Here is a 24315-nt window from a genome sequence, read left to right as displayed (position 1 = left end):
ATATTCCTATGAATTTTTTTAATAATTTTAATCATGAAAAGTTAATAATTGCCCATAGAGGATTTAGAAACACTTATGTTGAAAACTCATTTGAAGCCTTAACAAATAGTGTAAAAGATTCTGATTTTTTAGAGTTTGATATACAATTTACAAAAGATTATATACCTATTATACATCATGATGAAACACTACTAAGAATGAGTGAAATTGAAAAAATTGAAGATTTTAAAGATAGATATCCATACTATATCAAAAACTTTTATTTTGATGAAATTAAAGATATTGATATAAGAGGAACTAAACTTCTAAAACTAGAGGATTTTTTGGTATATGCTTATAATCATCATATCTATTTTAATTTAGAAATAAAAGACATTCCTCAAAGTTTACGTGAGAGAAAAGCAATTGATATAATTCTAGAATTAATATACAAATATAAATGTGAAGAACAAGTTTTAATCTCTGCTTTTATTCATAGATATTTAGAAGTTATTAGAGCAAAAGATAAAACAGTATCATTAGCTCTTTTATGTGAGAATAAACAACCTAGTAATATTATAAATCGTTTAAAAAAAATTAAAGCACAATCCTATAATATTAATAAAGAGCTAGTAGAAAAAGAATTAATTGAGAAGTTAAAAAAAGAGGGAATAAAAACTTTAGTTTATACAGTTAACGATTCAAAAATCATAGATGAACTTTTTGAAATAGGTATTGATGGAGTTTTTACAGATAAAGCTTATATAAAAGAGGAATCTAAGACTATATAGTCTTAGAAAATCTTCTTTTATCTTCAGGAATTTTATTTAAATATGCATCAAACGGCATACAAATGTTTCTAATTAACATAGTTCCTGTCTGAGAAACTTGAATTTTTTCATCTGTTATTTCTACAAGTTGCGCTTCGACAAATTCAGCAAGTGCATCAATTGCATCTGCAAAATACTCTTTAAAATTAACATTAAACTCTTTTTCAACTCTTGTAATATTTAAAGAGAAGTTACTCATAAGCTCCATAATAACAAACTGTCTTAATTGGTCATCATCAGATAATCTATAACCTTTAAATACAGGTAGGTCTCCATTATCTAAAGCTTGTTCATAAGAAGGAATATCTTTAAAGTTTTGTGAATAATAATCAACACCATTTCCAATAGAAGTTAATCCTATACCAATTAAATCAGCTCCACCTTTTGTAGTATAACCTTGGAAATTTCTATGTAATTCACCTTTTTCAATAGCTTTAAACAATTCATCTTCTGGCTTTGCAAAGTGATCCATTCCAACCATTTTATAACCATTTGAAGTAAAGAAATCAATTGTATCTTTTAGCATCTCTAATTTTTCTTGTGGTTCAGGGAATGTAGTCTCATCAAACTTTCTCATAGTTTTCATAAGCCAAGGAACATGAGCATAATTAAATACTGCAAATCTATCAGTATCTAAAGTAATCATCTTCTCTAAAGTCTTTTTGAAGCTCTCTCTTGTTTGATGAGGAAGACCATAAATCAAATCTGTATTTACAGAATGAATTCCAGCTTCTCTTGCAATTTTGATTACATTTTGAGTTAATTCAAATGGTTGAATTCTATGAATTGTTTTTTGCACAGTCTCATCTAAATCTTGAACACCAAAACTTAATCTATTACATCCACCAGCTTTTAGAACATCCATATGCTCTTGTGTAAAGAATCTTGGATCAACTTCACATGAGATTTCCGCATCTTCTGAAAAGTTTGGAAATATCTCTTTTATAGCTATGATTACTTCTTCTAATTGTTGTGGAGAAAAAAATGTAGGAGTTCCTCCTCCAAAATGCATTTGAGTTACAATTCTATTTGTATTTAAATGATTTTTTAAGATATTTAGCTCTTTTTTTAAATACTGTATATATCTTACTTTTTTATCTTCTTTAGATGTAAAAATAGTATTACATCCACAAAAGTAACAAGCACTTCTACAAAACGGCATATGTATATATAATGATAATGCTCTATTATCACTTTGCTTTGAATAGTACTCTTTTAAATCTTTTTGTGTAAACTCTTCAGAAAACTCAGGAGCCGTTGGATATGAAGTATATCTTGGCCCTGGTCTAGAATATTTTTTAAACTTACTAAAATCTATCATTAGGCGTTTCTTTGTCTATCTAACCAAACCATTACACCTTTTTGTGCGTGTAATCTATTTTCAGCTTCTTCAAAAACTAAACTTTTTTCACCTTCAATAACTTCTTCACTTACTTCATAACCTCTGTATGCTGGTAAACAGTGTAAGAAAATTGCATTAGAAGCTCCAAGTTCCATCATAGCATCATCTACAATATATCCATCGAAATCTTTAACTCTTTGTTCTTTTTCATCTTCTTGTCCCATAGAAACCCATGTATCAGTTGTAATAACAGTTGCATTTTTACAAGCTTCTTTTGGATCATTTCCTATAGTAATTTTTGCACCCGATTCTTTTGCAAATTCTAAAGCTTTTTCTAAAATTTGTGCATCAACTTCATAACCTTTTGGTGTAGCGATTCTAAGTTCAAAACCTAACTTACCTGCTAAGTTAAGCCATGAGTGTGCTAAATTGTTTCCATCACCTACATATGCAACCACTAAATTATCTTCTAATCCTGCTTCTTGAATTGTCATATAGTCAGCCATTAACTGAACAGGGTGATACTCATTTGTAAGTCCATTTATTACAGGAACTTTAGAATATTTAGCAAACTCATCAAGTTTACTTTGTTCAAAAGTTCTAATCATTACCATATCAACCATTCTTGATATTACTCTTGAAGTGTCGCTCATAGGCTCACCTCTACCTAATTGAATATCATTTGATGAAAGAAATAATCCTACACCACCTAATTGGTAGATTCCTGTTTCAAAAGAAACTCTTGTTCTTGTAGAACTTTTTTCAAAAATCATACCTAATGTTTGTTTTGGCATATAGTCTTTAAATTCTCTTCTTTTAGTCTCATCTTTGATTTGTTTTGCCAAATCAAGAATCTCTAAAATCTCTTCTTTCGAATAGTCTGCTAATGTTAAGAAATGTCTCATAATAATTCCTCTGTAAATTAATAAAAAGGAACATTCTATTTAATTCTGGATTATTTTTTACTTAAAAAATAGGTGTTTTTAAGATATATAAGATTATATAGACCCTTTTAATTTAAGGTCTATATAATATATTGAAGAAATTAATTTTTATTTAATAATAGTTCACAAGCTTCTTTTGCATGATAAGTAATAATTAGATTTGCTCCAGCTCTTTTGAAAGACAAAAGAGTTTCCATCATTACTTTTTCATAATCAATTAAACCTGCAGCCCCTGCATTTTTAAGCATTGCATACTCACCACTTACATTATATACACAAAGTGGAGTATTAGTATTATTTCTGATATCTCTAATAACATCTAAATAAGAAAGAGCAGGTTTAACCATTAGGATATCCGCACCTTGTTTTTCATCTTCTAATGACTCTTCAATAGCTTCTAATCTATTTGCAGGGTTCATTTGATAAGATCTTCTATCTCCAAATGATGGAGTTGACTCAGCAACATCTCTAAATGGACCATAATAAGCACTTGCAAATTTAGTAGAGTAAGACATAATAGGTAAATTTTCATAACCATTTTCATCTAAAGCTGTTCTTAATGTCTCAATAATTCCATCCATCATACCAGATGGTGCAATCATATCTGCTCCAGCTTTTGCATGTACTACTGCTTGTTGTCCTGAAATTTCTAATGTTTTATCATTATCAACAGTCTGTGTTTTAGGATCTAAAATACCACAGTGTCCATGATCTGTATACTCACAAAAACATAAATCTGTAACAATAAACATTTCAGGGAATTTCTCTTTTATTGCTCTGATTGTTCTTGAAATAATACTTTCATCACATAAACACTCACTTCCTACAGAATCTTTTGTATCAGGGATAGCAAATAATATAATAGATTTTAAGTTAATACTTATTAAGTATTCACACTCTTTTAAAATTTCATCAATTGACATTTGGTAAACACCAGGCATTGATGAAACTTCAGTTTTAATTCCTTGTCCTTCTCTTACAAATAATGGATATATAAAATCATCAGTTGAAAGTTTTGTTTCTTGTACTAAATTTCTTAAAGTTTCATTTATTCTTAGTCTTCTAAATCGTTTAAACATTCTATTTACCTCTTTTGGTTATAATCTCGAATTCTAACAATATAAGGTTTAAAGATAAATGAATATAATACAATCAAATATAGCTAATCTACCTACAAAACATGGAAAGTTTAGAATAAAAGCATATAAACAAGATAACCAAGAACATTTAGCAATAATGAGTGAAGATTTTGAAAATATAGAAGCTCCATATGTAAGAATTCATTCAGAGTGTTTAACAGGAGATACTTTAGGAAGCCTAAAGTGTGATTGCCAAAATCAATTAAATTTATCCCTTGATTTCATAGCAAAGCAGGGTGGTTTAATAATCTATCATAGACAAGAAGGAAGAAATATAGGTTTATTAAATAAAGTTAATGCCTATTGCTTACAAGACCAAGGAAGAAATACAATTGAAGCTAATTTAGAACTTGGATTTGGTGAAGATGATAGAGACTATTCTGTTGTTGAATATATATTTAATGATTTAAATGTAAAAAAAATAAAACTTATAACAAACAATCCAAAAAAAATAGATTATGTTGAAAGTTTAGGTGTTACTATTGTTGAAAGAATTCCAGCAATAACAGAATCTAATGTTTATAATGAACATTATTTAAAAACAAAAAAAGATCAAATGGGACATATGCTTTGATAGATTTAAAAGAGTTATGCCAATCAAATGGCTTAGAATTAGATGATAAATTTTACGAAGATTGTGAAGTTTTTACAAAACTATTAAGACAATGGGGACAAGTTCACAACTTAACAGGAAGTCTTGCAATAAATGATATTAATGAAAATATTTTAGACTCTGTTTATCCTTTAAAATTTATAGATAACTATGAGAGTTTTGCTGATATTGGTACAGGAGCTGGTTATCCTGGTCTTATTTTAGCAATGGCACTAAGAGATACTAAAGCTTACTTAATCGAACCAAGAGTTAAAAGAGTTTCATTTCTCAACTTTGTAAAAGCAAGTTTAAAACTTGATAACTTAACTGTAATTTGTAATAGAGTAGAAAAAGTAGAAGATTTAGAGGTGAAACTTATTACTTCAAGGGCTGTAACAAATACAAATTTACTTTTAGATATTACAGAGAATATCAAAGAAGAAAATAGTTCTTATTTATTCTATAAAGGGTCACTAGTTCAAGAAGAAATAGAAGAAGCTAAAGTAAATAATTATACATTAGTAAATAGAAAAGATAGAAACTATTTATATATAAAAGGTAAATAATGATTTTTAAAATATTAGCTGTTGTAATCGTACTTTTTCTTGTATATTTAATTTTCTTTAAAAAAGGAAGAGAAAAAGATATCGTTGAAACAAAAAAGAATGAAAATATTTCTGATGAAATGGTAGAGTGTCCAACATGTAAAACATATGTTTCTCAGAATGAAGCAATCTTAAGTAACGGTAAATTCTACTGTTCTGAAGAGTGTTTAAATAATAAATAGGATGAAGAATGATATTAATTGGTGATAAACTTGTACCATTTGAAGATATTTCAAAAATCAATACTATTGATGATATAAAAAATACAAAAAGCAATTCAACTCTTTCATTTGGTTACAACGAAGAGTTATTAAAATACACATTTGAAAATGAATTAAATAGTGCAGTAGTTGTAGGTTCTGTTAAAGAATCAATATATGCAAATGCTTTAAACGCAAAATATATTATTGCTAAAAAAGACTTAGCATCAAAAATTCAAAAGGTAGCAGAAAACTATATGTTTGACTCTAAGATTTTGGCAGTTATTCAAAGCGATATTGAACTTGAAGAAATAGCTTCATTAGAAATTGATGGAATTATTTACAATTCAATTATTGAGTAAAAAATAACTAACCAAAAAATAAGCAAACCTTAGATAATATAATTACCTTTTATATAAACATTAGGCAAAAATATGAAAGAGATATTAGATATAATTATTTTAATTATGTTTGTTATTATGGTTGCACTTTTCATAATCAACTTTAATAGACAACAAATAAATAAATATAAAGATAAAATTGAAGAAAACGAAAAAAAGACTTCTAATAAGGAAACAGTAGATGAATAAACCATTATTAATAGAGATTGGTGTTGAAGAATTACCAGCAATTCCATTTTTAAAAGAGTTACCAAATATTGAGAAAAAATGGACTGATATTTTAGAAAAGAACAGATTATTAAGTGATTTTGAGTTTTTTTATACACCAAGAAGATTAGTATTATGGCATAGAGAGTTTCAAGTTAAACAAGAAGACTCAGTACAAGAAATGTTTGGTGCTCCTGTAAAAATAGCATATAAAGATGGTGAACCAACAGGTGCAGCACTTGGTTTTGCTAAAAAATGTGGTGTAGATGTATCTGAATTAGACAAAATAGACCAAGGAAGAGGTGAAGTTCTATATTTCAAACAAGAAGTTATTGGAACAGAAGCAAAAGCATTATTAAATGAAATGGTTAATGAATTTATTTCATCTTTAAATTTTGGAAAATCTATGAGATGGGCTTCAAGAACAGATAGTTTTATTAGACCTATTAGAAGTTTAACAATTATGTTAGGAGAAGAAGTAGTTGAGGGTGAACTTTTTGGAGTAAAAGCATCAAACTACTCATTTGCGCATAGAATGGTTTCATATGAACCTTTCACTTTTGACTTTGCAGGAGATTATTTCTGTAAACTTGATAAAAATGGTGTGATTTTATATCCAGATGAAAGAAGAAAAATCATTTTAGAGCAAATGAAAAATATTGAGCAAAGAGATGGTGTAAAAATTGAAATTGACCAAGAACTATTAGAAGAAGTTGTTGCAATTACTGAATATCCAACAGCTTTAATTGGTAAATTCGATGAAGAATTTTTAGAATTACCTGAAGAAGTTATTGTTACATCAATGAAAGAACACCAAAGATATTTTGCTGTTTACAAAAATGATAAATTAACTAATAACTTTATTGTAGTTTCGAACTCAAAAACAGATGACTTTGGTTATATTATTCAAGGAAATGAAAAAGTATTAAGACCTAGACTTGCAGATGGTATGTTCTTCTGGAAAAATGATATAAAAAATGGTCTTTCAAATGAAGGACTAAAAAAATTAACATTCGTTGAAGGTCTAGGTTCAATGTATGAAAAATGTGAAAGAGAAGCTAAAATTGCTTCTTATTTAGCAGATACTTTCAAAGTTGAAGAAAAAGAACTTATTGAAAAAGCCGTAATGTTAAGTAAAGCAGACTTAATGTCTGAAATGGTATTTGAATTTACTGAATTACAAGGTTTAATGGGATACTACTACGCAAAACTTGCTGGAGAAGATGAGTTAGTATATACTGCTCTTAAAGAGCAATATCTACCAGATGGAGAAGATTCTGATTTACCATCAAATAAATTCTCTTCGATTGTAGCACTTTCTTATAAATTAGATAACTTAATGGGGCTATTCTCTGTAGGTAAAATTCCAACTGGTTCAAAAGACCCATTTGGTTTAAGAAGAGCTGCTGCTGGTATTGTAAAAATTGCTATTGAACATGAACTTCCAGTTGATTTATCACAAATCATAGATACTTTAGCTTCAAATTATCCAGGATTAGATAAAGCTCAATTAATTGAATTCTTTAATGAAAGATTATTTAAAATTTTTGATGTAAATCCATCTGTATTAAAAGCTGTTTTAGGTTCACAAGAAACAGATGTTTATAAAATTTCTAAAAAACTTTGTGCTTTAAATCCAATAGTTCAAAGTGATAACTTTAAAGAGTATACAGCTACATTTAAAAGAGTTGCAAATATTATTAAAGATCTAGATATTAACGCCGAATTATCTGTAAAAGAAACTTTATTAGAAGATGATGCTGAAAAAGAATTATATGAAGCAATTAATAAAGTTGTATCAGTAAATTACAATTGTTATGAAGATGAATTAGATGCATTATTTGGATTAAAAGCTCAATTAGACAACTTCTTTGATAATGTATTTGTAAATCATGAAGATGAAACAATAAAAACAAATAGAAAAAATATTATTGGTAAAGTATATCAAGAGTTTAGAAAAATTGCTGATATCAAAGAAATTACTATCTAACAAAATATAAATAGGCATAAGCCTATTTATATCATATTTAACTCACAAAAAATTATTCCTCATATATAATATTTAATCAAACCTTCCTTTTAGTACATTTGTAGTAGACTTTTACTTTGAAAAGCTTAATATAAAAGGATTTTTATTGAAAAGAATATTAATTACAAGTTCGTTAATAGCAACTGCACTTTTTTTCAATGGTTGTGAAGAGAAACAAAATAAAATAAATAGATATTTACAAAATTGGACAGGTGTAAATGGCGTTCTAGAAGTTTATGCAGGAGAAAAACTAGTAAAAAGATTTATTAAAATTGATAAACTTTCAACTGCTGTAGCAACAGAAGGAAGTTTTAATAGACCATACAGATTTGGTTATGGAATACTTGATGAGAATTTAAACTTTAAAAAAGATGCAAATGAAAGTAAAGTATATTTTGAATTTTCTGACTATTCAACAAACTATATTTTCTTTGAAAATCCAAATCCATAAATAAAGGAATTAATATGAAAAAACTTTTATTAATAACTATTACATCAATATTTGTATTTACAGGTTGTGCAACATGGGAAGGTGTAAAAGAAGATAGTTCTGATGCTTGGAGTGCAACAAAAAAAGGAACTAAAAAAGTTTACGAAGGAACAAAAGAAGCTATTCATAATGCAACAGAGTAGTTTTTGTTAATATTTTGGGATTACTCCCAAAATATGTACAAAGTATAATAGAAAAAAATCGCGCTTTTGAAATAATTGTTTGTATTTATTATAAAAATTACTTTGTGAAATTTAGAGTGGAGCTGGTGAAGGGACTTGAACCCCCGACCTGCTGATTACAAATCAGCTGCTCTAGCCAACTGAGCTACACCAGCTTCCAAAAATAATTTGGAATAAAATAAATTTTAATTCCTGAAAATTGTTTACACAATTTTATAAGTGGTGTCAAGAGAGAGACTTGAACTCTCGACCTCCGGCTTATGAGACCAGCGCTCTAGCCAGCTGAGCTACCTTGACACTATGGCTAAATTGGTTGCGGAAACAGGATTTGAACCTGTGACCTTCGGGTTATGAGCCCGACGAGCTACCTAGCTGCTCTATTCCGCGAACTTGAAATAACTTAAAGTGGATGGGGTAGAGGGATTCGAACCCCCGAATAACGATACCAAAAACCGTGGCCTTACCGCTTGGCGATACCCCATCTTTTAAGTGACGAAATTATAGTAGAAATTCTAATATTTGTCAAGAGGTTTTAGAAGAAATTTCAAAATTTCTGATATAATATATTATATATTAAATAAATTATTAAAAAGAAGAGATATGAACGCAATACAAAGAGTAAAAGAAGCAATTGAAGAGATCCAAAAAGGTAATATGGTTATCATGCTTGATGATGAAGATAGAGAAAATGAAGGTGATTTAGTTTATTCTGCTGCATTAAGTACACCTGAAAAAGTAAACTTTATGGCTACTCATGCAAAAGGTTTAATTTGTGTATCAGTTACAACTGAAACTGCAAAAAAACTAGATCTTTATCCAATGGTTAGTTCAAATACTTCATCTTATGAAACTGCATTTACAGTATCTGTTGATGCAGCTGATGCAGCAACTGGTATTAGTGCAGGGGAAAGAGATGATACAATTAAAATATTAGCAAATCCAATCTCAAAAGCAGAAGAGTTAGTAAGACCAGGACATATATTCCCACTTATTGCAAAAGATGGTGGAGTATTAGTTAGAACTGGTCATACAGAAGGAAGTGTTGATTTATGTAAACTTGCTGGATTAAATGGTGAAGCTGTTATTTGTGAAATCATGAAAGAAGATGGTACTATGGCAAGAAGAGATGATTTAGATATTTTTGCCCAAAAACATAATATGAAACAAATCTATATTTCTGATTTAGTAGAATATAGACTATCACATGAAAAACTTATCGAAGAAATCAGTAGTACAGATATAAAGTTTTTTAATACAGATGTAAAGAAAAAAGAGTTCCAAGATCATTTAGGAAATGTTCATACTGCAATTCTTTTTGGAAATACAAATGAAATTACACATGTGAAATTCCATACTATTGTACCAGATATTGAACTATTCTTAAATGATGAAAAATTAAACTCTATGTTAAAAACAATTAACTTTTTATCATCAAAGGGTGGGGTACTTATATTCTTATCTGATGAGAAGAAAAGAGAATCTCAAAAAGATTATGGTATTGGTGCACAAATTCTTAATTCATTAAATATTAAACAAATCAAACTTATGACTAGTGGAGGAAAACACTCTTTTGTTGGACTTCAAGGATTTGGATTAGAAATCGTAGAAGAAATTCAAATAGAGTGTTAAACTCTATTTGAAATATTGATTAAACTAAACCAGCTGCTGATTTAATTAAATCTAATGTTTTTTGAGGAATTACTAAATCATTAGATAATTTATCTTCATTCTCTTTATAATATTTTGATTCTAAAATTGCATTAATTTTATCTTCATATTTTTGAATAACTGTTTCTTGAGTATCTTTATCTTCAATATCTAAGAATTGTCTTGGTTCTTGGTTTGAAACTCTTGCAAGTCTAAATTCAAAAAGAGATTTATTATCAAAATCTTCATTAAATCTGTTACAAATTGTTTTATAAACATCATTTAGCTCAGCTTCATACTTTCTGTATATAGTACCAGCACTATCACTTAATGCTCTTGTAAAGTTATCATAATCAACAAATAATGACTTTAAAGTCTCTTCATCTAAAGAGTCTTCTTCAACATTGTATTTTTTTGATAACAAATGATTACAACAGTAGTAAACTACTTCTTCTTCTGTATTTTTAATGTCAGCTAAAAATTCTGATAGTTTCATGTATTTCTCCTATTTTATTTAATGAAAAAAAGGAGTGAAAAAATTCACTCCTTTTAACAATAAACTTTTATAGTAGAATTATACCTTATAAAATTGGTCCTGCAGCTGTGAAATCATATTCACTTTCTAAAGTTAAGTATTTTTTAAAGTTTTCAATATACATTGCTGCTAATTTTTTCTTAGTATCATCATAAGCAGCTTTATCTTCCCATGTATTTCTTGGGTTTAATACTTCAGTATCAACACCATTTAAAGTTTTAGGAATAGATAAATTAAATACTGGTAATGTTTCAAATTCTGAATTATTGATTGATCCATCTAAAATAGCATTAATACAAGCTCTAGTATTTTTAATACTCATTCTTGAACCAACACCATAAGGACCACCAGTCCATCCAGTATTTACTAAATATACATTTACATTGTGTTTATCAATTTTTTGACCTAATAACTCTGCATATTTAGTAGGGTTAAGAGGTAAGAATGCTTCACCAAAACAAGATGAGAATGTAGCAACTGGCTCCGTAATTCCTCTTTCAGTTCCTGCAACTTTTGCAGTATATCCACTTAAGAAGTAGTACATTGCTTGTTGTTTATCAAGTTTTGCAACTGGAGGTAAAACACCAAATGCATCAGCACATAAGAAGATAATATTAGTTGGATGACCACCTCTCATATCAGGAGTATGGTTTTCAATATGATCTAATGGGTATGAAACTCTTGTATTTTCAGTTTTTGAACCATCAGAATAATCAACAACACCATTTTCATCTGCAACAACATTTTCTAAAATTGCACCTTTTTTAATAGCTCCAAAAATTTCTGGCTCTGATTCTGCATCTAAGTTAATTACTTTAGCATAACATCCACCTTCAAAGTTAAAGATACCATTATCATCCCAACCATGTTCGTCATCACCAATTAAAGCTCTATTAGGATCTGTAGATAAAGTTGTTTTACCAGTTCCTGATAATCCAAAGAATAATGCAGTATCACCATCTTTTCCAATATTAGCAGAACAGTGCATTGGAAGTTTACCCTCTAATGGAAGCCAGTAATTCATCATTGAGAATACACCTTTTTTCATCTCACCAGCGTACCAAGTACCACCAATGATTGCTGTGTTTTCTTCAACATTAAATACTACATACACTTCTGAATGTAAACCATGGCTAGCATATGACATATCACAAGTTTTACAAGAGTTATAAACAGTAAACTCAGGTTCAAAATTATCAAGTTCTTCTTGAGTTTGAGGAACAATAAACATATTTTGAATAAAGTGTGCTTGCCATGCAACTTCTGTGATGAATCTTACAGATTTTCTAGAATCTAATGAAGCTCCACAATAAACATCAGTAACATATAAATCTTTGTTACTTAATTGCTTTTTAGAATTTTTTAATAAATCTTCATAAACTTCTTTAGAAACTTTTTGATTTATATCACCCCAAGCAATATATTTATTTGAAGGATCTTGGTTCACGAAGAATTTGTCTTTTGGACTTCTTCCCGTGAAAATACCAGTATCAACCATTAAAGCACCAGTTGAAGAAACTCTTGCTCCTTCATTCTCTACTGCATCTTTAATTAAAGAATCTACATCAAGATTCCTTTTAACTTCACCTACATTTTCTAGACCTAAAGCGTCTTTAATTTCAGACATAATTTAACTTTCCTACTATATAAAATTTGTTTTCTATTTAAAAATTGATAATAGAACACCAGCTGCAACTGCTGATCCAATTACCCCCGCAACATTAGGACCCATAGCATGCATTAATAATACATTTGATGGATCATATTGTTGACCTTCTTTACTAACAACTCTAGCTGCCATAGGAACGGCAGAAACTCCAGCTGCACCAATAAGCGGATTTACTTGATTCTCCTTAGAACTAACCATGTTCATTACTTTCGCCATAATAACACCCATTGCAGTACCAGCAGCAAATGCTAATAATCCAATAGCCATAATTCCCATAGTCTCTGCAACTAAGAATTGCTCAGCTGCAAGTTTCGAACCAACACCAAGACCTAAGAAGATTGTAACGATATTGATTAATGCGTTTTGCATTGTATCAGATAATCTATCAACAACTCCTGATTCTTTAGCAAAATTACCAAAACAGAATGCACCAATTAAAGGAGCAGCATCTGGTAAGATTAATAATGTTAATACAACAACTACGATTGGGAAAATGATTTTTTCTGTTCTAGAAACTTTTCTAGTAGATTTCATCTTAATTTTTCTTTCATCAATAGTTGTTAAAGCTCTCATAATTGGAGGTTGAATTACTGGTACTAATGCCATGTACGAATACGCGGCAACAGCAATAGCTCCAAGTAATTCTGGTGCAAGTGCAGTAGCAATAAAGATTGATGTTGGACCATCAGCCCCACCAATAATAGAAATTGCAGCAGCTTGTTCTAATGTGAAATCTATTCCCGGAACTAATTGTGCTAAAACAATAGCAGCAACTAAAGAACCAAAGATACCAAATTGAGCAGCACCACCAAGTAATGCAGTTTTAGGATTTGATAATAAAGGACCAAAATCCGTCATAGCTCCAACACCCATAAAAATTAAAAGAGGGAAGAAACCATTTGCAATACCCATATTATAGATAATACCTAACATTCCACCTTCACCAGCAATTTCTGCTATAGGAATATTCGCTAAAATACCACCAAAACCAATAGGAATAAGTAATAAAGGTTCAAATCCTTTTTTAATTGCTAAATAAAATAAAGCAAAACAGATTATAATCATTATTACTCTACCAAAGCTTTGTGCGAACTCTGTTAATTCCTCACCGTGTGGTCCTTTAAGACCTGGTTGAGGATCAAGAATAGCTTTTAAACCTGTCGTATTATAAAAAGCTTGAACTAATTCATTCATACTTTTTGAATGATACTCTTGTTGTTCAGCAGCAGGCTCTACTGGTGCTGATGCTGCTAGTGCATTTATTGAAAATGCACTAAAAAATGTAAACAGTAGGATAAATAGACTTTTTTTCATTTCAACTCCAATAAAATTAGCCAATAATAGCTAATGTTTGTCCTTCATCTACTGCTTCGTTTGCACCAACTGTAATTCTAGTAATAGTACCAGCTGCTGGTGCAGTAATATCAATTTCCATTTTCATAGCTTCTAAGATCATGATTTTTTGATCTTTTTCAACTTTTTCACCTTCATTAACTAAGATTTTCCATACATTACCATTAACTGTTGCTGGAACTTCTGTTTCTTCACCACTTGTAGCTGCTGCAGGAGCTGCATTTGATGATGAGTTACTTGCTGGTGTTACTTGAATATCAGCATCACCTTCAGCAATACTTACATTGAATTTTTGTCCATCTACTACTACAGTATAGTTTCCAGTTGCATTAGCCATTGAGTTTTCTCCTTGAGTTGTATCATTTTTTCTAACATTTAATGGTGAATCACCTTTTAAGAATGCGATTCCTTTTTCATCACATGCTGCTGCAATGAAAATATTTTCTTCAGAAGTTTCTAAACCTTCCATTTCTAATCTTTGTTTCCATACAGAGATTTTTTTCTTATCATCTCTATCTGCAATATCTAAAGGATTTTCAGTAGTTGGTTCCATTTTAAGTTTTTCAGCTGCAAGTGCAACTACTTCTGGATCTGGTTGAACTGGAGTTTTTCCAAAGTATCCAAGTACCATCTTACCGTATCCTGGAGCAATTTGTTTCCATGGACCAAACATTACATTTGCATATGCTTGTTGCCAATAGAATTGAGAAACTGGTGTTACAGATGTACCATATCCACCTTTTTCAACAACTTCTCTCATTGCTTTAATAACTTCTGGGAATTTATCTAATGTTCCGTTGTCTCTCATCATTTGAGTATTAGCAGTTAATGCTCCACCTGGCATTGGTGAGAAAGGAATTAGAGGTGATACTTGAGTTGCTTCTGGTGGCATAAAATATTCACCTAAACAATCACTTAATACTTCTTGATACTTTAATACTTTTTCAATGTCTAAACCACCTAAATCGTAGTTTTTACCTTTTACAGCATGTAACATTGTTAAAATATCTGGTTGAGAAGTTCCACCTGAAACAGGAGAAGCAGCTAAGTCAATTCCATCAGCTCCAGCTTCTAATGCTGCTAAATAACAAGCAACAGAAACACCTGCAGTTTCATGTGTATGTAATCTAATATGAGTATCATCACCAACTAACTTTCTAGCCATTTGGATTGTTTCATATACTTTTTGAGGAGATGAAGTTCCAGATGCATCTTTAAAACAGATTGAATCATAAGGAATTCCACTATCTAATATTTGTCTTAATGTTTTTTCGTAGAAAGGAACATCATGAGCACCTTCACATCCTGGAGGTAAATCCATTAATGTAACAACAACTTCATGATTTAAACCATATTTTTTAATACATTCTGCAGAATACTCTAAATTTTGAACATCATTCAAAGCATCAAAGTTTCTAATTGTAGTTGTACCATGTTTTGCAAACATTTTAGCATGTAAATCAACAAGTTCTCTAGAACCTGTATCTAACATTACTGTGTTAATACCCCTAGCAAGTGTTTGTAGATTTGCATCTGGACCAACAATTTCTCTGAACTTGTCCATCATTTCAAATGCATTTTCTTGTAGATAGAAGAATAAAGATTGGAATCTTGCTCCTCCACCAAACTCAAAGTGTGTTATACCAGCATCTTTCGCAGCTTCAACAGCAGGAAAGAAATCATCCATTAAAACTCTACCTCCAAAGACAGACTGAAATCCATCTCTAAAGGTAGTATCCATAACATCGATATACTTTTTAGCCATTATATATTAACCTTTTAGATTTTTGTGATGTTGAACTGCAGCGATAATTGCAGCCGTCTTTGCAGAATTGTTAGATGCAGATGAACCAACTGGTTTATTTGCAATAGGTTTTTTTTCCTTTTCAGGAAAATACTTCGTAATTAAAGCCGCTTGTGCTTTTAGCACGAAAATTAAGATAACTAAAAATGAGAAAACAACTCCCATCCCTAGCATCATGAACTTTAGTGCTTCTGTGACTAAGTTTACTTCCATAATACTCTCCGTGGTTACCACCATGTAATTATTATTGTAATAATATATAAAAGTAGCTTTATTAACATTTATACTTATCTTTTATTTGTATTAAATTTATAAATTTTTGAATATTTTAGTAGTTTATAATACTTTATCACCAAATTTATAAATCAATATGTCAAGTTTTTGAAAAAAATTAAGAAGATTATCTTTTGTTTCTACAATTTTTCTTGCCATATTTTATCCTTTTTTAAAAATATTTCAAATTTTATGATATTTTTTAAAAACCCTTGAAAAATATTTCATTTTGTAATATAATTGTGTAACTAGTATGTAATAGGAGTTAAAATGTTAGATGTTAATGAAATTATAGACAAATTAAAAGATATTATTAGTGCTGATGGTAAAAATGGTAAAGTTTTTGATAAAGATGTTGCTAATTCATTAGAATTGAGTCAAGCAAACTTTGCAACTATGAAAAATAGAGGAAAAATACCTTATCAAAATATCTTAAATTTCTGTGCGCTTAAAAAAATATCTATAAACTGGTTACTATACAATCAAAACCCTGATTCACTTGTAGATTCTACAGATAAATACTGGATTAAATACTATCCTTCAGTAAATGTAAGTGCAGGTGGTGGTGCATATGAAACTGAAGACAATTATGAATCATTAGAAGTTCCACCATATTTTATTGATATGCTTGGAGGGAAAGAAAATCTTAAAAACATTGATGCTATCAATGTAATAGGGGACTCAATGGAACCAACATTAAATGATGATAATATTATATTTGTTGATAAAACAAAAAAAGATCCTTCAAGAGAGGGTATATTTGCATTTACAACAAACCATGGACTTTTTGTTAAAAGAATACAAAAAAGAGTTGATGGCGATTTAGATATTATTTCTGATAATAAAGATTACCCTTCACAAATTTTGAATAAAAACGATATTGAAATTGTAGGTAAAGTTGTAAGTTCTTTTGGAATGGTATACTAATACTTCAAAAAATTAGAAAAGAGATGCTTGCTTTTCTAATTTTTGAAGCTCTTTTGAAATCTCACTATAATCAAACCCAATTATATATGCTGCATTAAAACTTGTATCTTTTAATGTTTGTTTTAATTCATCTATAGAATTTACAATTATTTGCTTTTCATCTAAAAAAGAATTATATTTTGATGTAATATATAAAGTCTTTGCATATTTAAATCTATTCTTTAAATATGTAATTTCATTTCTTATTAATGATTCATCACTTTGAGTTATAATAAACTTATCACTTTTTCCAAACTCTATAATCTCTAAAGACTTATCTAAAAAAAGTGGTTTAAAATGCTTAAATGATCTAAGTTTTGAAAGATCAATATCTAAATCTAAAAAATTATAGACTTCTAAAAAATCACTTATATAAATTTTAGGTAATCTTAATTTAGAAAAATAGACATCTTCATAAGTAAATGAAACTTCAAAAAGAGAATGTTCTACTAAGTTTTCATAGATTAAGTTATTTTTGTTGAATAAATTAATATTAGGATATATTTTTTCTAATAACTCTTTATTTTTAGAAATTAAAAAATCTCCATCTTCTACATCATCAATAATTTTTATAAAATCATCTAAACTGTTAGATAAAAACTTAATACTTTTTGATGAACTACTAGAAAATAGTTTTAAAAAATCATAACTTGCACTATTACAAGTATATGCTTTTAAAGAGTAGTTTGCTAATTTAAATCTAATTAGCTGTACTATTGAAAGATCAACATCAATAACTTTTATCCATGCAATTTCATCATCAATAATAGGATGAACTTCTTGAGTTACAATAGCAAAAGCACCATTTTGTACTGCTAAAGGAATATCATTTATAGTTCTTGCTATAAATAAATCTCCCTCATTTACTTTTGAAGGATCTGTTTTAAAAGAGTAAATAAATGAGATAGAAGGAGAGTTTAAAAGTCTCCCTCCAATTATATCTATTAATGATGATATTTGCACTAGCTTATTTTTGTTCCTATTTTTTTAGGAGCTTCTGGTCTAATTAAAGATAAACCATTTTCATCTTTAGCAGCCATTAGCATACCTTCTGAAAGCATACCCATTAATTTTGCAGGTTTTAAATTTGCAACAACACAAGCTTGAGTACCTACTAATTCTTCTGCAGAATAAAACTCTTTAATACCTGCTAAAATCTGTCTATTTCTTCCTTCACCTAAATCAACTTGTAGTTTTAAAAGCTTTTTAGATTTTGGAACTTCTTCAGCTTCTACAATTGTTCCTACTTTTAAAGTTGTTTCAAAAAACTTATCAATTGTAATTAAATTATCACACTCTTCAGTTTTCTCTTCTTTTTTAGACTCTGATTTTTTTTCAACTTCATTTTTAGATACTTCTGCAGGTTTTGCTTGCTCTAACAATACTTCTTCAATTCTTGGAAATAATTGTTCAACTTTAGTTATAGTTGTATCATCAAGAAGTTCTTTGTTCTTTAATAATTTATTATAATTTTCAGTTGTTATTTCTATACCTAGTGATTGTGCAATTTTACCAATTTTTTCTGGCATTACAGAATCTAAAAGTAGGGCAACTCTAGCCATAATATTAGTAATTAAAGCAACTAAAGCCATAGCTTCGTCTTCTTTACCTTCTTTCATCTTAGCCCAAGGTTCATAATCACCAATAGCTTTATTAGCTACAGTTAAGACTTTCCAAATATCTTCTAAGTATCTATTAATTTGCATATTATATAGATAATCTTCAATATTTTCTAAAATAGCTTCAACTTCTTCAAGCTCTTTTTTATGATATTTTTCAACATCTTTAGAAGTTACTTTAAAATCAAAATATTTACCAGACATACCAGAAATTCTATTTAATAAGTTTCCTAAATCATTTCCTAAATCAGAATTAATTCTATCAATTAATGCTTTTTGAGAAAAATCTCCATCTTGACCAAAAGGAACTTCTCTTAACATAAAGTATCTAAATGCATCTAAACCATATGCATCAGCTACTTCTTTAGGATTTACAACATTCCCTTTTGATTTAGACATTTTTTCACCATCTCTTGTCCACCAACCATGTGCTGCAATATGCTTTGGTAAAGGTAAATCTAAAGACATTAAAAATGCAGGCCAATAAATAGAGTGGAATCTTAAAATATCTTTTCCAACTAAATGAACACTCGCAGGCCAATGATTCATATTTTTTTCATCTGCACCATAACCTAAAGCTGTAATATAGTTCATTAATGCATCTAACCATACATACATTACGTGTTTTGGTTCATTCATTGATTCTGGAAGCTTAACTCCCCAATCAAAAGAAGTTCTAGAAATTGATAAATCTTTTAAACCACCTTTTACAAAGTTTAAAATCTCATTTTTCTTACTTCTTGGTAAAATACAGTCTTCATTCTCTTCATACCATTTAATTAATTTATCTTCATATTTAGATAATTTAAAGAAATAACTCTCTTCTTTCACAATAGATGTTGGTCTTCCACAATCTGGACAGAACTGCTCATCTACTAATTGTTTTTCAGTAAAGAATGTCTCACATGATACACAGTAGAATCCTTCGTATTCTCCTTTGTAAATATCACCTTTGTTATACATTGTTTCAAATGCTTTTTGAACACCAATTTTATGCTCACTATCAGTTGTTCTAATAAACTTGTCATAAGTAATATTAAAATCATCCCATAATGCTCTAAATTTACCAGAAACTTCATCTGCATATTCTTGTGCAGTTCTTCCTCTTTGTTCAGCACTTTGAGCAATTTTCTGACCATGCTCATCAGTTCCTGTTAAAAAATAAGTGTTTGCACCAGTTAGTCTTGAGTATCTAGCTAACATATCTGCAATAATAGTTGTGTATGCATGACCTATGTGTGCTACATCATTTACATAATAAATTGGTGTTGTTATATATACATTTTTACAAGATTCTTCCATTCTTTACCTCTTTTATAATTTATAATAATTTTTAAAATTCAAATCCACCGCCAGAGCCTTTATTCATAGACTCATAAACAGCAATTACATATTTTTTTCTAAGTTCACAATCAAAAAATTGCTCACAAGGAGTACAAGTTTTTAAGCTTTTAGATTCTTGACAAGTCTTAAGCTCTTGTAGTTTTTGATCAAGCTTTATTTGCCACTCATCAATAACTATCTCTTCTTGATTATCCATTGTTTTTATATACTTCTAATACTCTATTTATTTCTGTTTTTGAACCAAAGAAACAAGGAGTTGTATCATGAATATGAGTTGTTTCAACTTCTAATGCTCTTTTAAATCCATCAACTGCACCACCATTAGCTTTTTCATAAACATAAGCAAATGGGAATACTTCAAATAATTGTCTAAGTTTACCTTTTGGTCTATCAGTAGTACCTGGATATGAGAAAAGTCCTCCACCTTTTAATAAGATTTGATGTAAATCAGGAACCATACCACCTGAATATCTTAATCTATATCCATCTTGGAATATATCATCAATCATTTGTTTATGGAAAGGTGCCCAACAATTTTGAGTTGAACCAGGAGCATTTAACTTACCTTTTTCATTTAAAACAATGTTCTGAATAAACTCAAATTTGCCTTTTAAAAGTCTATACATTTTAACATCATCAGTTGCTACAACCATTTCTACTCTTGGACCAAAAACTACATATATCGATGCTACAATATTTTGTGCATTAAACTCATTTTTGTAAATACCATAAATCGATCCAACTGATAAATTAACATCAACTAAAGAAGAACCATCTAATGGATCATATGCTATTAAATATTCACCATTATCATTTAAATTTACTATTTCTTCTTGTTCTTCTGAAACTATAGCTTTTATAGATGGTACACCTTTAAAAATATCTTCAATAATCTCATCACTTGCAATATCAAGTTTTAACTGAGTATCACCTGTTGAGTTTTCTTGTTCACTTTTTCCAGTATCACCTGTTTCAATAAGATCTTTGATTTTTATACTTGCTTCTTCAATTGCTTTAATTATATCTTGCATTATTACACTCTTTTTGCGTTTTTATCAATCCAAGAGATTATCTCTTCTGGATTGTTTAAATCTAGTTTATAAATATTAGTAGGGATTTCTTTTTTATCAATAGTTTCATCACAAGCTATTGCATCAGTAAAAGGGAAATAAGACTCTTCCAATTTATCTCTAAAAATAGAAATTCTTGGTAAATCTAAAGTTTTTAAACCTTCTACAAGTAAATAATCAAATTCATCAAACATTGAAATTAAATCATCAATCGATGAAGTCTGCTTTTTAAATAGTGTTGTTCTTGTAGAACTCACTACAGCTACACTAGCACCTGTTTGACTGAATTTATATGAGTCTTTTCCAACTACATCAAAAACTGCTTTATCTTTTGGATCATGTTTAATGATACAAACTTTAAAACCTTTTTCTTGCAGCAGATTAGATAGTTTAACAATAACAGTAGTTTTTCCACTATTTGATGGGCCAGATAAAGCCACTACTAATCGTTTATTATTCATAGTGGGGATTTTATCCAAATTGTAGTTAAAGTATATTTAGATTGGTTTATTTTTTATTTAAGCAATAGTTATTAATAATTAATTGTGCTAAACCATCAATCTTACCTAAGTGAGGTAAAATTTCTATATTTGCATTATTATAAACTTCTTTTATTTTTTCTATTTCCATAGGAATATCAACTTTTACATGTTTACCTCTTGCTAGAAAATATGGTAAAATTTTGATTTTAGAGTCTAAATTATTTTTAAGGCAGCTTTCAAGTGAATCATAAATATTAGGTTCAGCTAATTCTAAAAAAGCATATTTAACTTCAAAATCATCGTCAATTAAACTTTTAATACTCTCACAAAATTTAATAATCTCTTCATTTGAGTCTTTAACTCTACTTCCGTGGGCTATTACTAATAATGTATCCATTTTAATCCTTTTTGGAATAATACAATATTTTATTGAAGTTTTATATATAAAATCTGTAAGTTAATTTCTATTTTAGATATTTAAAGTAAAATTAGTTTTCATATAAACTTGGAGAAAACATGTATAAAACTATACTAATAGCAACTCTTTCAACAATATTTATTGGCTGTACATCAACAAATGCATTAAAATATTTTGACGCAGATAAACAAAAAGCAAGAGCTGTTCAACATACAAAAAAAGCAGATATTATAGAAAACAATGAACAAAAAGTTTTATTTTGGGCTACATATTTAAATAATATAAAAGAGTTAGACAAAGAAACTTTTATTATTTCTACATATTTTATAAATCAAAAAATACAAGATTTTAGTGATTATGATTATAAAATAGTATTAAATGAAAATATTAATCCAATTAGTTTTGAAGAAATAAAAGAAGATAGTAAATATAATAATATACTTAAAAATAGATCTTGGGGAAAACACTATTTAGTTAAATTTGAAACTTTAAAAAAAGAAACAAACTTAACTATTGAATTACAAAATAAAAATGCTAAGGCATCTTTAAAGTTTGAAAAATAGAAGATAAACTCTTCTTATTTTTCTTATCTAAATAATTATTATATATATAATAATTAGCTAAAACTTTTTTACCATATTTTCTTGTTTCATTATAAGAAATCAATTCCATACTTAAAAAAGGTTCATACTTTTTATTTATCTTTTTAAATAATCCTCTTTCAAACTGAGTTCTTGTGTATCCAGCACCACCATTGTAAGCATACGCTATAAATAAAGGATTATTATTAAATTGCTTTTTTAAACTCTCTAAATGTTTATTTGCAAATTTTATATTAATTGCAGGAATAAACTGTTCATAAATATTATATGGCATATTTAGTTTTTTTGCTAAACTTTCTGATAAAAATGGCATGATTTGCATCATACCTTGAGCAGTAGCAAATGAAATTGAAGAGGGGATAAATCTACTTTCTTGCTTTCCTAAGGCATAAATCAATATTTGATTATCTAAACTATACTTTTGAACTTCTTTTCTATATGGTGTTAAAAAATGTTCAATTTTATAATTGTTAAATTTTTCAAGTAAAAATGCTAAATGAGGCTTAGTATCATCACTTGTAAATATTTTATTTTTATATTTTAAAAGTTTTTCTTCGTCTAAACCTTTTTTAATATCATCTAAAACTTTTATCCATTCAAATTGATTATGTATATCATAAGTACTCTTTTTATTAGATACTTTTATATCATAAAAAATATTATCAATATCTTTTTTTAAAAGTTCCTTTGCAAATAAAGAGTAAATATTAATATCCCAACTATTGCTTAACTCTTCTAATACAGCTTTATCTTTATTTACTTGATATTTCCAAAAAAGAACTTTGTCCTTATCCATTTTATAATAAGCTTTTTTAGAAGCTATTTCTAAATATTTCAAAGCCACTTCTTCTTTATGATGACTTAATGCATTCATTGCAAGAAAAAAAGTTGTTTGATGAGATAAATTTTTATTATCTTCTACTTGAAATAAAGACCTTTGAATAAAATTATATTTAGGATTAGGCACTGTATATCTAACAAATTTATTAAAATCTTTTTCTAAAGACAATTTATCAACAAAATCTTTAGGCATTGGATGATTTAATTCTTTTAATCTATACTGTTCACCCACATCAAAAAAGATTCTATAAAATCTATGGGGATAGGTTTTTAAAATTGCTAAAAAAGGTTGATTAGCAGCAATAATTTCTAAATCATTCATTAAAGTAGGGTATGAAGATACTCTTTTTATTGCTTCTTTAACATATGAAGTAGGTAATTTTGTAGCTTCTTTTAAAGTAAGTCCTAAAGCTAGACATCTGTCATCTTCTAAAAAAAGTTCTTTTGATGTAGCTCTATAACATTTTAAATCCTCAATAGGAATATCTTGAGTATATTTTTTATATGCCTTATTTACTCTACTTGATTTTCTTTTTGCTAAATCATAAGCTTTCTTTGCATCATCAACAGTAATATTATCTTGATTTAAATATTGAATAATAAAAAAATCTCTTGCATAAGATTCTGGTTTTTCTTCTAACCAAGAAAGAGTAGGCTTAAAATCTTTTTTTAAAAAAGGTGTTTCATTAGCAATAAGAGTAGATGAAGTTAAAGTAAAAAAACAAATTAGTGAAGTTGCTAGCCTTTTCATGA

General features: G+C 28.6%; 27 protein-coding genes and 4 tRNA genes. 12 read left to right on the top strand and 19 right to left on the bottom strand.

Going from position 1 to position 24315, the window contains the following annotated elements; translation table 11 throughout:
- Window positions 1-8: 8 nt before the first annotated feature.
- Window positions 9-770, top strand: a complete 762-nt coding sequence (locus ACH5BF_RS02370; RefSeq protein WP_423272414.1) for a glycerophosphodiester phosphodiesterase — start codon at window positions 9-11, stop codon at window positions 768-770.
- Here the strand turns inward: ACH5BF_RS02370 and hemN are convergent.
- The 3 genes from hemN to hemB all read right to left on the bottom strand — a co-directional run bounded on the left by hemN (window position 763) and on the right by hemB (window position 4174).
- Complete coding sequence (gene hemN, locus ACH5BF_RS02365; RefSeq protein WP_423272413.1) at window positions 763-2130, bottom strand: oxygen-independent coproporphyrinogen III oxidase; 1368 nt, start codon at window positions 2128-2130, stop codon at window positions 763-765. The genes ACH5BF_RS02370 and hemN overlap by 8 nt on opposite strands.
- Entirely contained in the window at window positions 2130-3056 is a 927-nt protein-coding gene (gene argF, locus ACH5BF_RS02360) for an ornithine carbamoyltransferase (RefSeq protein WP_423272412.1), read from the bottom strand. Before argF ends, hemN begins: the two co-directional genes overlap by 1 nt.
- Before the next feature lie 140 nt (window positions 3057-3196).
- On the bottom strand, window positions 3197-4174 hold the full coding sequence (hemB, locus tag ACH5BF_RS02355; protein ID WP_423272411.1) for a porphobilinogen synthase: 978 nt from the start codon (window positions 4172-4174) through the stop codon (window positions 3197-3199).
- Window positions 4175-4232: 58 nt separating this feature from the next.
- Between hemB and ribA the strand changes: the two genes are divergently transcribed.
- From ribA to ACH5BF_RS02315, 8 genes are all read left to right on the top strand, one after another.
- Window positions 4233-4808, top strand: coding sequence for a GTP cyclohydrolase II (gene ribA, locus ACH5BF_RS02350; protein ID WP_423272410.1), 576 nt, complete (start codon window positions 4233-4235; stop codon window positions 4806-4808).
- Window positions 4805-5392 carry a 16S rRNA (guanine(527)-N(7))-methyltransferase RsmG gene (gene rsmG, locus ACH5BF_RS02345; RefSeq protein ID WP_423272409.1) on the top strand — a complete coding sequence of 196 codons (588 nt, stop codon included), beginning with the start codon at window positions 4805-4807 and terminating at the stop codon, window positions 5390-5392. The genes ribA and rsmG overlap by 4 nt, the downstream gene beginning before the upstream one ends.
- A complete protein-coding gene (locus ACH5BF_RS02340) occupies window positions 5392-5613 on the top strand; it encodes a PP0621 family protein (protein WP_423272408.1) in 222 nt (73 codons plus the stop codon). Before rsmG ends, ACH5BF_RS02340 begins: the two co-directional genes overlap by 1 nt.
- An 8-nt stretch (window positions 5614-5621) precedes the next feature.
- Window positions 5622-5993 carry a hypothetical protein gene (locus ACH5BF_RS02335; RefSeq protein ID WP_423272406.1) on the top strand — a complete coding sequence of 124 codons (372 nt, stop codon included), beginning with the start codon at window positions 5622-5624 and terminating at the stop codon, window positions 5991-5993.
- A 72-nt stretch (window positions 5994-6065) separates the two neighbouring features.
- Window positions 6066-6221 carry a hypothetical protein gene (locus ACH5BF_RS02330; protein WP_423272405.1) on the top strand — a complete coding sequence of 52 codons (156 nt, stop codon included), beginning with the start codon at window positions 6066-6068 and terminating at the stop codon, window positions 6219-6221.
- Window positions 6214-8229, top strand: coding sequence for a glycine--tRNA ligase subunit beta (gene glyS / locus ACH5BF_RS02325; protein WP_423272404.1), 2016 nt, complete (start codon window positions 6214-6216; stop codon window positions 8227-8229). The genes ACH5BF_RS02330 and glyS overlap by 8 nt, the downstream gene beginning before the upstream one ends.
- Window positions 8230-8374: 145 nt before the next feature.
- Window positions 8375-8719, top strand: a complete 345-nt coding sequence (locus ACH5BF_RS02320; RefSeq protein ID WP_423272403.1) for a hypothetical protein — start codon at window positions 8375-8377, stop codon at window positions 8717-8719.
- Between the two features lie 14 nt (window positions 8720-8733).
- A complete protein-coding gene (locus ACH5BF_RS02315; protein WP_423272402.1) occupies window positions 8734-8901 on the top strand; it encodes an entericidin EcnAB in 168 nt (55 codons plus the stop codon).
- Window positions 8902-9018: 117 nt separating this feature from the next.
- Here the strand turns inward: ACH5BF_RS02315 and ACH5BF_RS02310 are convergent.
- The 4 genes from ACH5BF_RS02310 to ACH5BF_RS02295 form a co-directional block, all read right to left on the bottom strand.
- Window positions 9019-9095, bottom strand: a tRNA-Thr gene (locus ACH5BF_RS02310).
- A gap of 65 nt (window positions 9096-9160) precedes the next feature.
- Window positions 9161-9237, bottom strand: a tRNA-Met gene (locus ACH5BF_RS02305).
- Between the two features lie 13 nt (window positions 9238-9250).
- Window positions 9251-9327 (bottom strand) — tRNA-Met (locus ACH5BF_RS02300).
- Window positions 9328-9346: 19 nt separating this feature from the next.
- Window positions 9347-9421, bottom strand: a tRNA-Gln gene (locus ACH5BF_RS02295).
- A gap of 119 nt (window positions 9422-9540) precedes the next feature.
- Here ACH5BF_RS02295 and ACH5BF_RS02290 point away from each other — a divergent pair.
- Window positions 9541-10569 (top strand): bifunctional 3,4-dihydroxy-2-butanone 4-phosphate synthase/GTP cyclohydrolase II, encoded by a 1029-nt coding sequence (locus ACH5BF_RS02290; RefSeq protein WP_423272401.1) that lies wholly within the window; start codon window positions 9541-9543, stop codon window positions 10567-10569.
- A gap of 19 nt (window positions 10570-10588) precedes the next feature.
- Here ACH5BF_RS02290 and ACH5BF_RS02285 read toward each other — a convergent pair whose 3' ends face one another.
- From ACH5BF_RS02285 to ACH5BF_RS02265, 5 genes are all read right to left on the bottom strand, one after another.
- Window positions 10589-11083 (bottom strand): hypothetical protein, encoded by a 495-nt coding sequence (locus ACH5BF_RS02285; RefSeq protein ID WP_423272400.1) that lies wholly within the window; start codon window positions 11081-11083, stop codon window positions 10589-10591.
- Window positions 11084-11168: 85 nt separating this feature from the next.
- On the bottom strand, window positions 11169-12749 hold the full coding sequence (gene pckA, locus ACH5BF_RS02280; protein WP_423272399.1) for a phosphoenolpyruvate carboxykinase (ATP): 1581 nt from the start codon (window positions 12747-12749) through the stop codon (window positions 11169-11171).
- A 33-nt stretch (window positions 12750-12782) separates the two neighbouring features.
- Window positions 12783-14105 carry a sodium ion-translocating decarboxylase subunit beta gene (locus ACH5BF_RS02275; protein WP_423272398.1) on the bottom strand — a complete coding sequence of 441 codons (1323 nt, stop codon included), beginning with the start codon at window positions 14103-14105 and terminating at the stop codon, window positions 12783-12785.
- A gap of 16 nt (window positions 14106-14121) precedes the next feature.
- On the bottom strand, window positions 14122-15909 hold the full coding sequence (locus tag ACH5BF_RS02270) for a biotin/lipoyl-containing protein (RefSeq protein WP_423272396.1): 1788 nt from the start codon (window positions 15907-15909) through the stop codon (window positions 14122-14124).
- A 6-nt stretch (window positions 15910-15915) separates the two neighbouring features.
- Complete coding sequence (locus ACH5BF_RS02265) at window positions 15916-16161, bottom strand: OadG family protein (protein ID WP_423272395.1); 246 nt, start codon at window positions 16159-16161, stop codon at window positions 15916-15918.
- 330 nt (window positions 16162-16491) lie between these two features.
- Between ACH5BF_RS02265 and ACH5BF_RS02260 the strand changes: the two genes are divergently transcribed.
- Window positions 16492-17148: a S24 family peptidase gene (locus tag ACH5BF_RS02260; RefSeq protein ID WP_423272393.1), complete on the top strand. Its 657-nt coding sequence runs from the start codon at window positions 16492-16494 to the stop codon at window positions 17146-17148.
- Between the two features lie 12 nt (window positions 17149-17160).
- Here the strand turns inward: ACH5BF_RS02260 and ACH5BF_RS02255 are convergent, their stop codons facing one another.
- The 6 genes from ACH5BF_RS02255 to ACH5BF_RS02230 are packed head-to-tail and all read right to left on the bottom strand — an operon-like array spanning window position 17161 to window position 22099.
- On the bottom strand, window positions 17161-18150 hold the full coding sequence (locus ACH5BF_RS02255; protein WP_423272391.1) for a peptidoglycan synthetase: 990 nt from the start codon (window positions 18148-18150) through the stop codon (window positions 17161-17163).
- Window positions 18150-20108 carry a methionine--tRNA ligase gene (gene metG, locus ACH5BF_RS02250; protein ID WP_423272390.1) on the bottom strand — a complete coding sequence of 653 codons (1959 nt, stop codon included), beginning with the start codon at window positions 20106-20108 and terminating at the stop codon, window positions 18150-18152. The genes ACH5BF_RS02255 and metG overlap by 1 nt, the downstream gene beginning before the upstream one ends.
- A 31-nt stretch (window positions 20109-20139) precedes the next feature.
- Window positions 20140-20346, bottom strand: a complete 207-nt coding sequence (locus ACH5BF_RS02245) for a hypothetical protein (RefSeq protein ID WP_423272388.1) — start codon at window positions 20344-20346, stop codon at window positions 20140-20142.
- Window positions 20339-21181, bottom strand: coding sequence for a class 1 fructose-bisphosphatase (locus ACH5BF_RS02240; protein WP_423272386.1), 843 nt, complete (start codon window positions 21179-21181; stop codon window positions 20339-20341). Before ACH5BF_RS02240 ends, ACH5BF_RS02245 begins: the two co-directional genes overlap by 8 nt.
- 2 nt (window positions 21182-21183) lie before the next feature.
- Window positions 21184-21681 carry a molybdopterin-guanine dinucleotide biosynthesis protein B gene (mobB, locus tag ACH5BF_RS02235; RefSeq protein ID WP_423272385.1) on the bottom strand — a complete coding sequence of 166 codons (498 nt, stop codon included), beginning with the start codon at window positions 21679-21681 and terminating at the stop codon, window positions 21184-21186.
- Between the two features lie 46 nt (window positions 21682-21727).
- The gene (locus ACH5BF_RS02230; RefSeq protein ID WP_423272384.1) at window positions 21728-22099 is read right to left on the bottom strand and encodes a sirohydrochlorin chelatase; all 372 of its coding nucleotides are present in this window, start codon (window positions 22097-22099) and stop codon (window positions 21728-21730) included.
- A 119-nt stretch (window positions 22100-22218) separates the two neighbouring features.
- Here ACH5BF_RS02230 and ACH5BF_RS02225 point away from each other — a divergent pair, with 119 nt between their 5' ends.
- A complete protein-coding gene (locus tag ACH5BF_RS02225) occupies window positions 22219-22683 on the top strand; it encodes a hypothetical protein (protein ID WP_423272383.1) in 465 nt (154 codons plus the stop codon).
- Here ACH5BF_RS02225 and ACH5BF_RS02220 read toward each other — a convergent pair.
- Window positions 22655-24313, bottom strand: coding sequence for a lytic transglycosylase domain-containing protein (locus ACH5BF_RS02220; RefSeq protein WP_423272382.1), 1659 nt, complete (start codon window positions 24311-24313; stop codon window positions 22655-22657). The genes ACH5BF_RS02225 and ACH5BF_RS02220 overlap by 29 nt on opposite strands.
- Window positions 24314-24315: the final 2 nt, after the last annotated feature.

Origin of the sequence: Arcobacter pernae, from assembly GCF_049472135.1 — a bacterium.
Taxonomy (GTDB): Bacteria; Campylobacterota; Campylobacteria; order Campylobacterales; family Arcobacteraceae; genus Arcobacter_B.
Note: the sequence above shows the minus strand (reverse complement) of the source record. Positions and strands in the feature narration are given on the sequence as shown.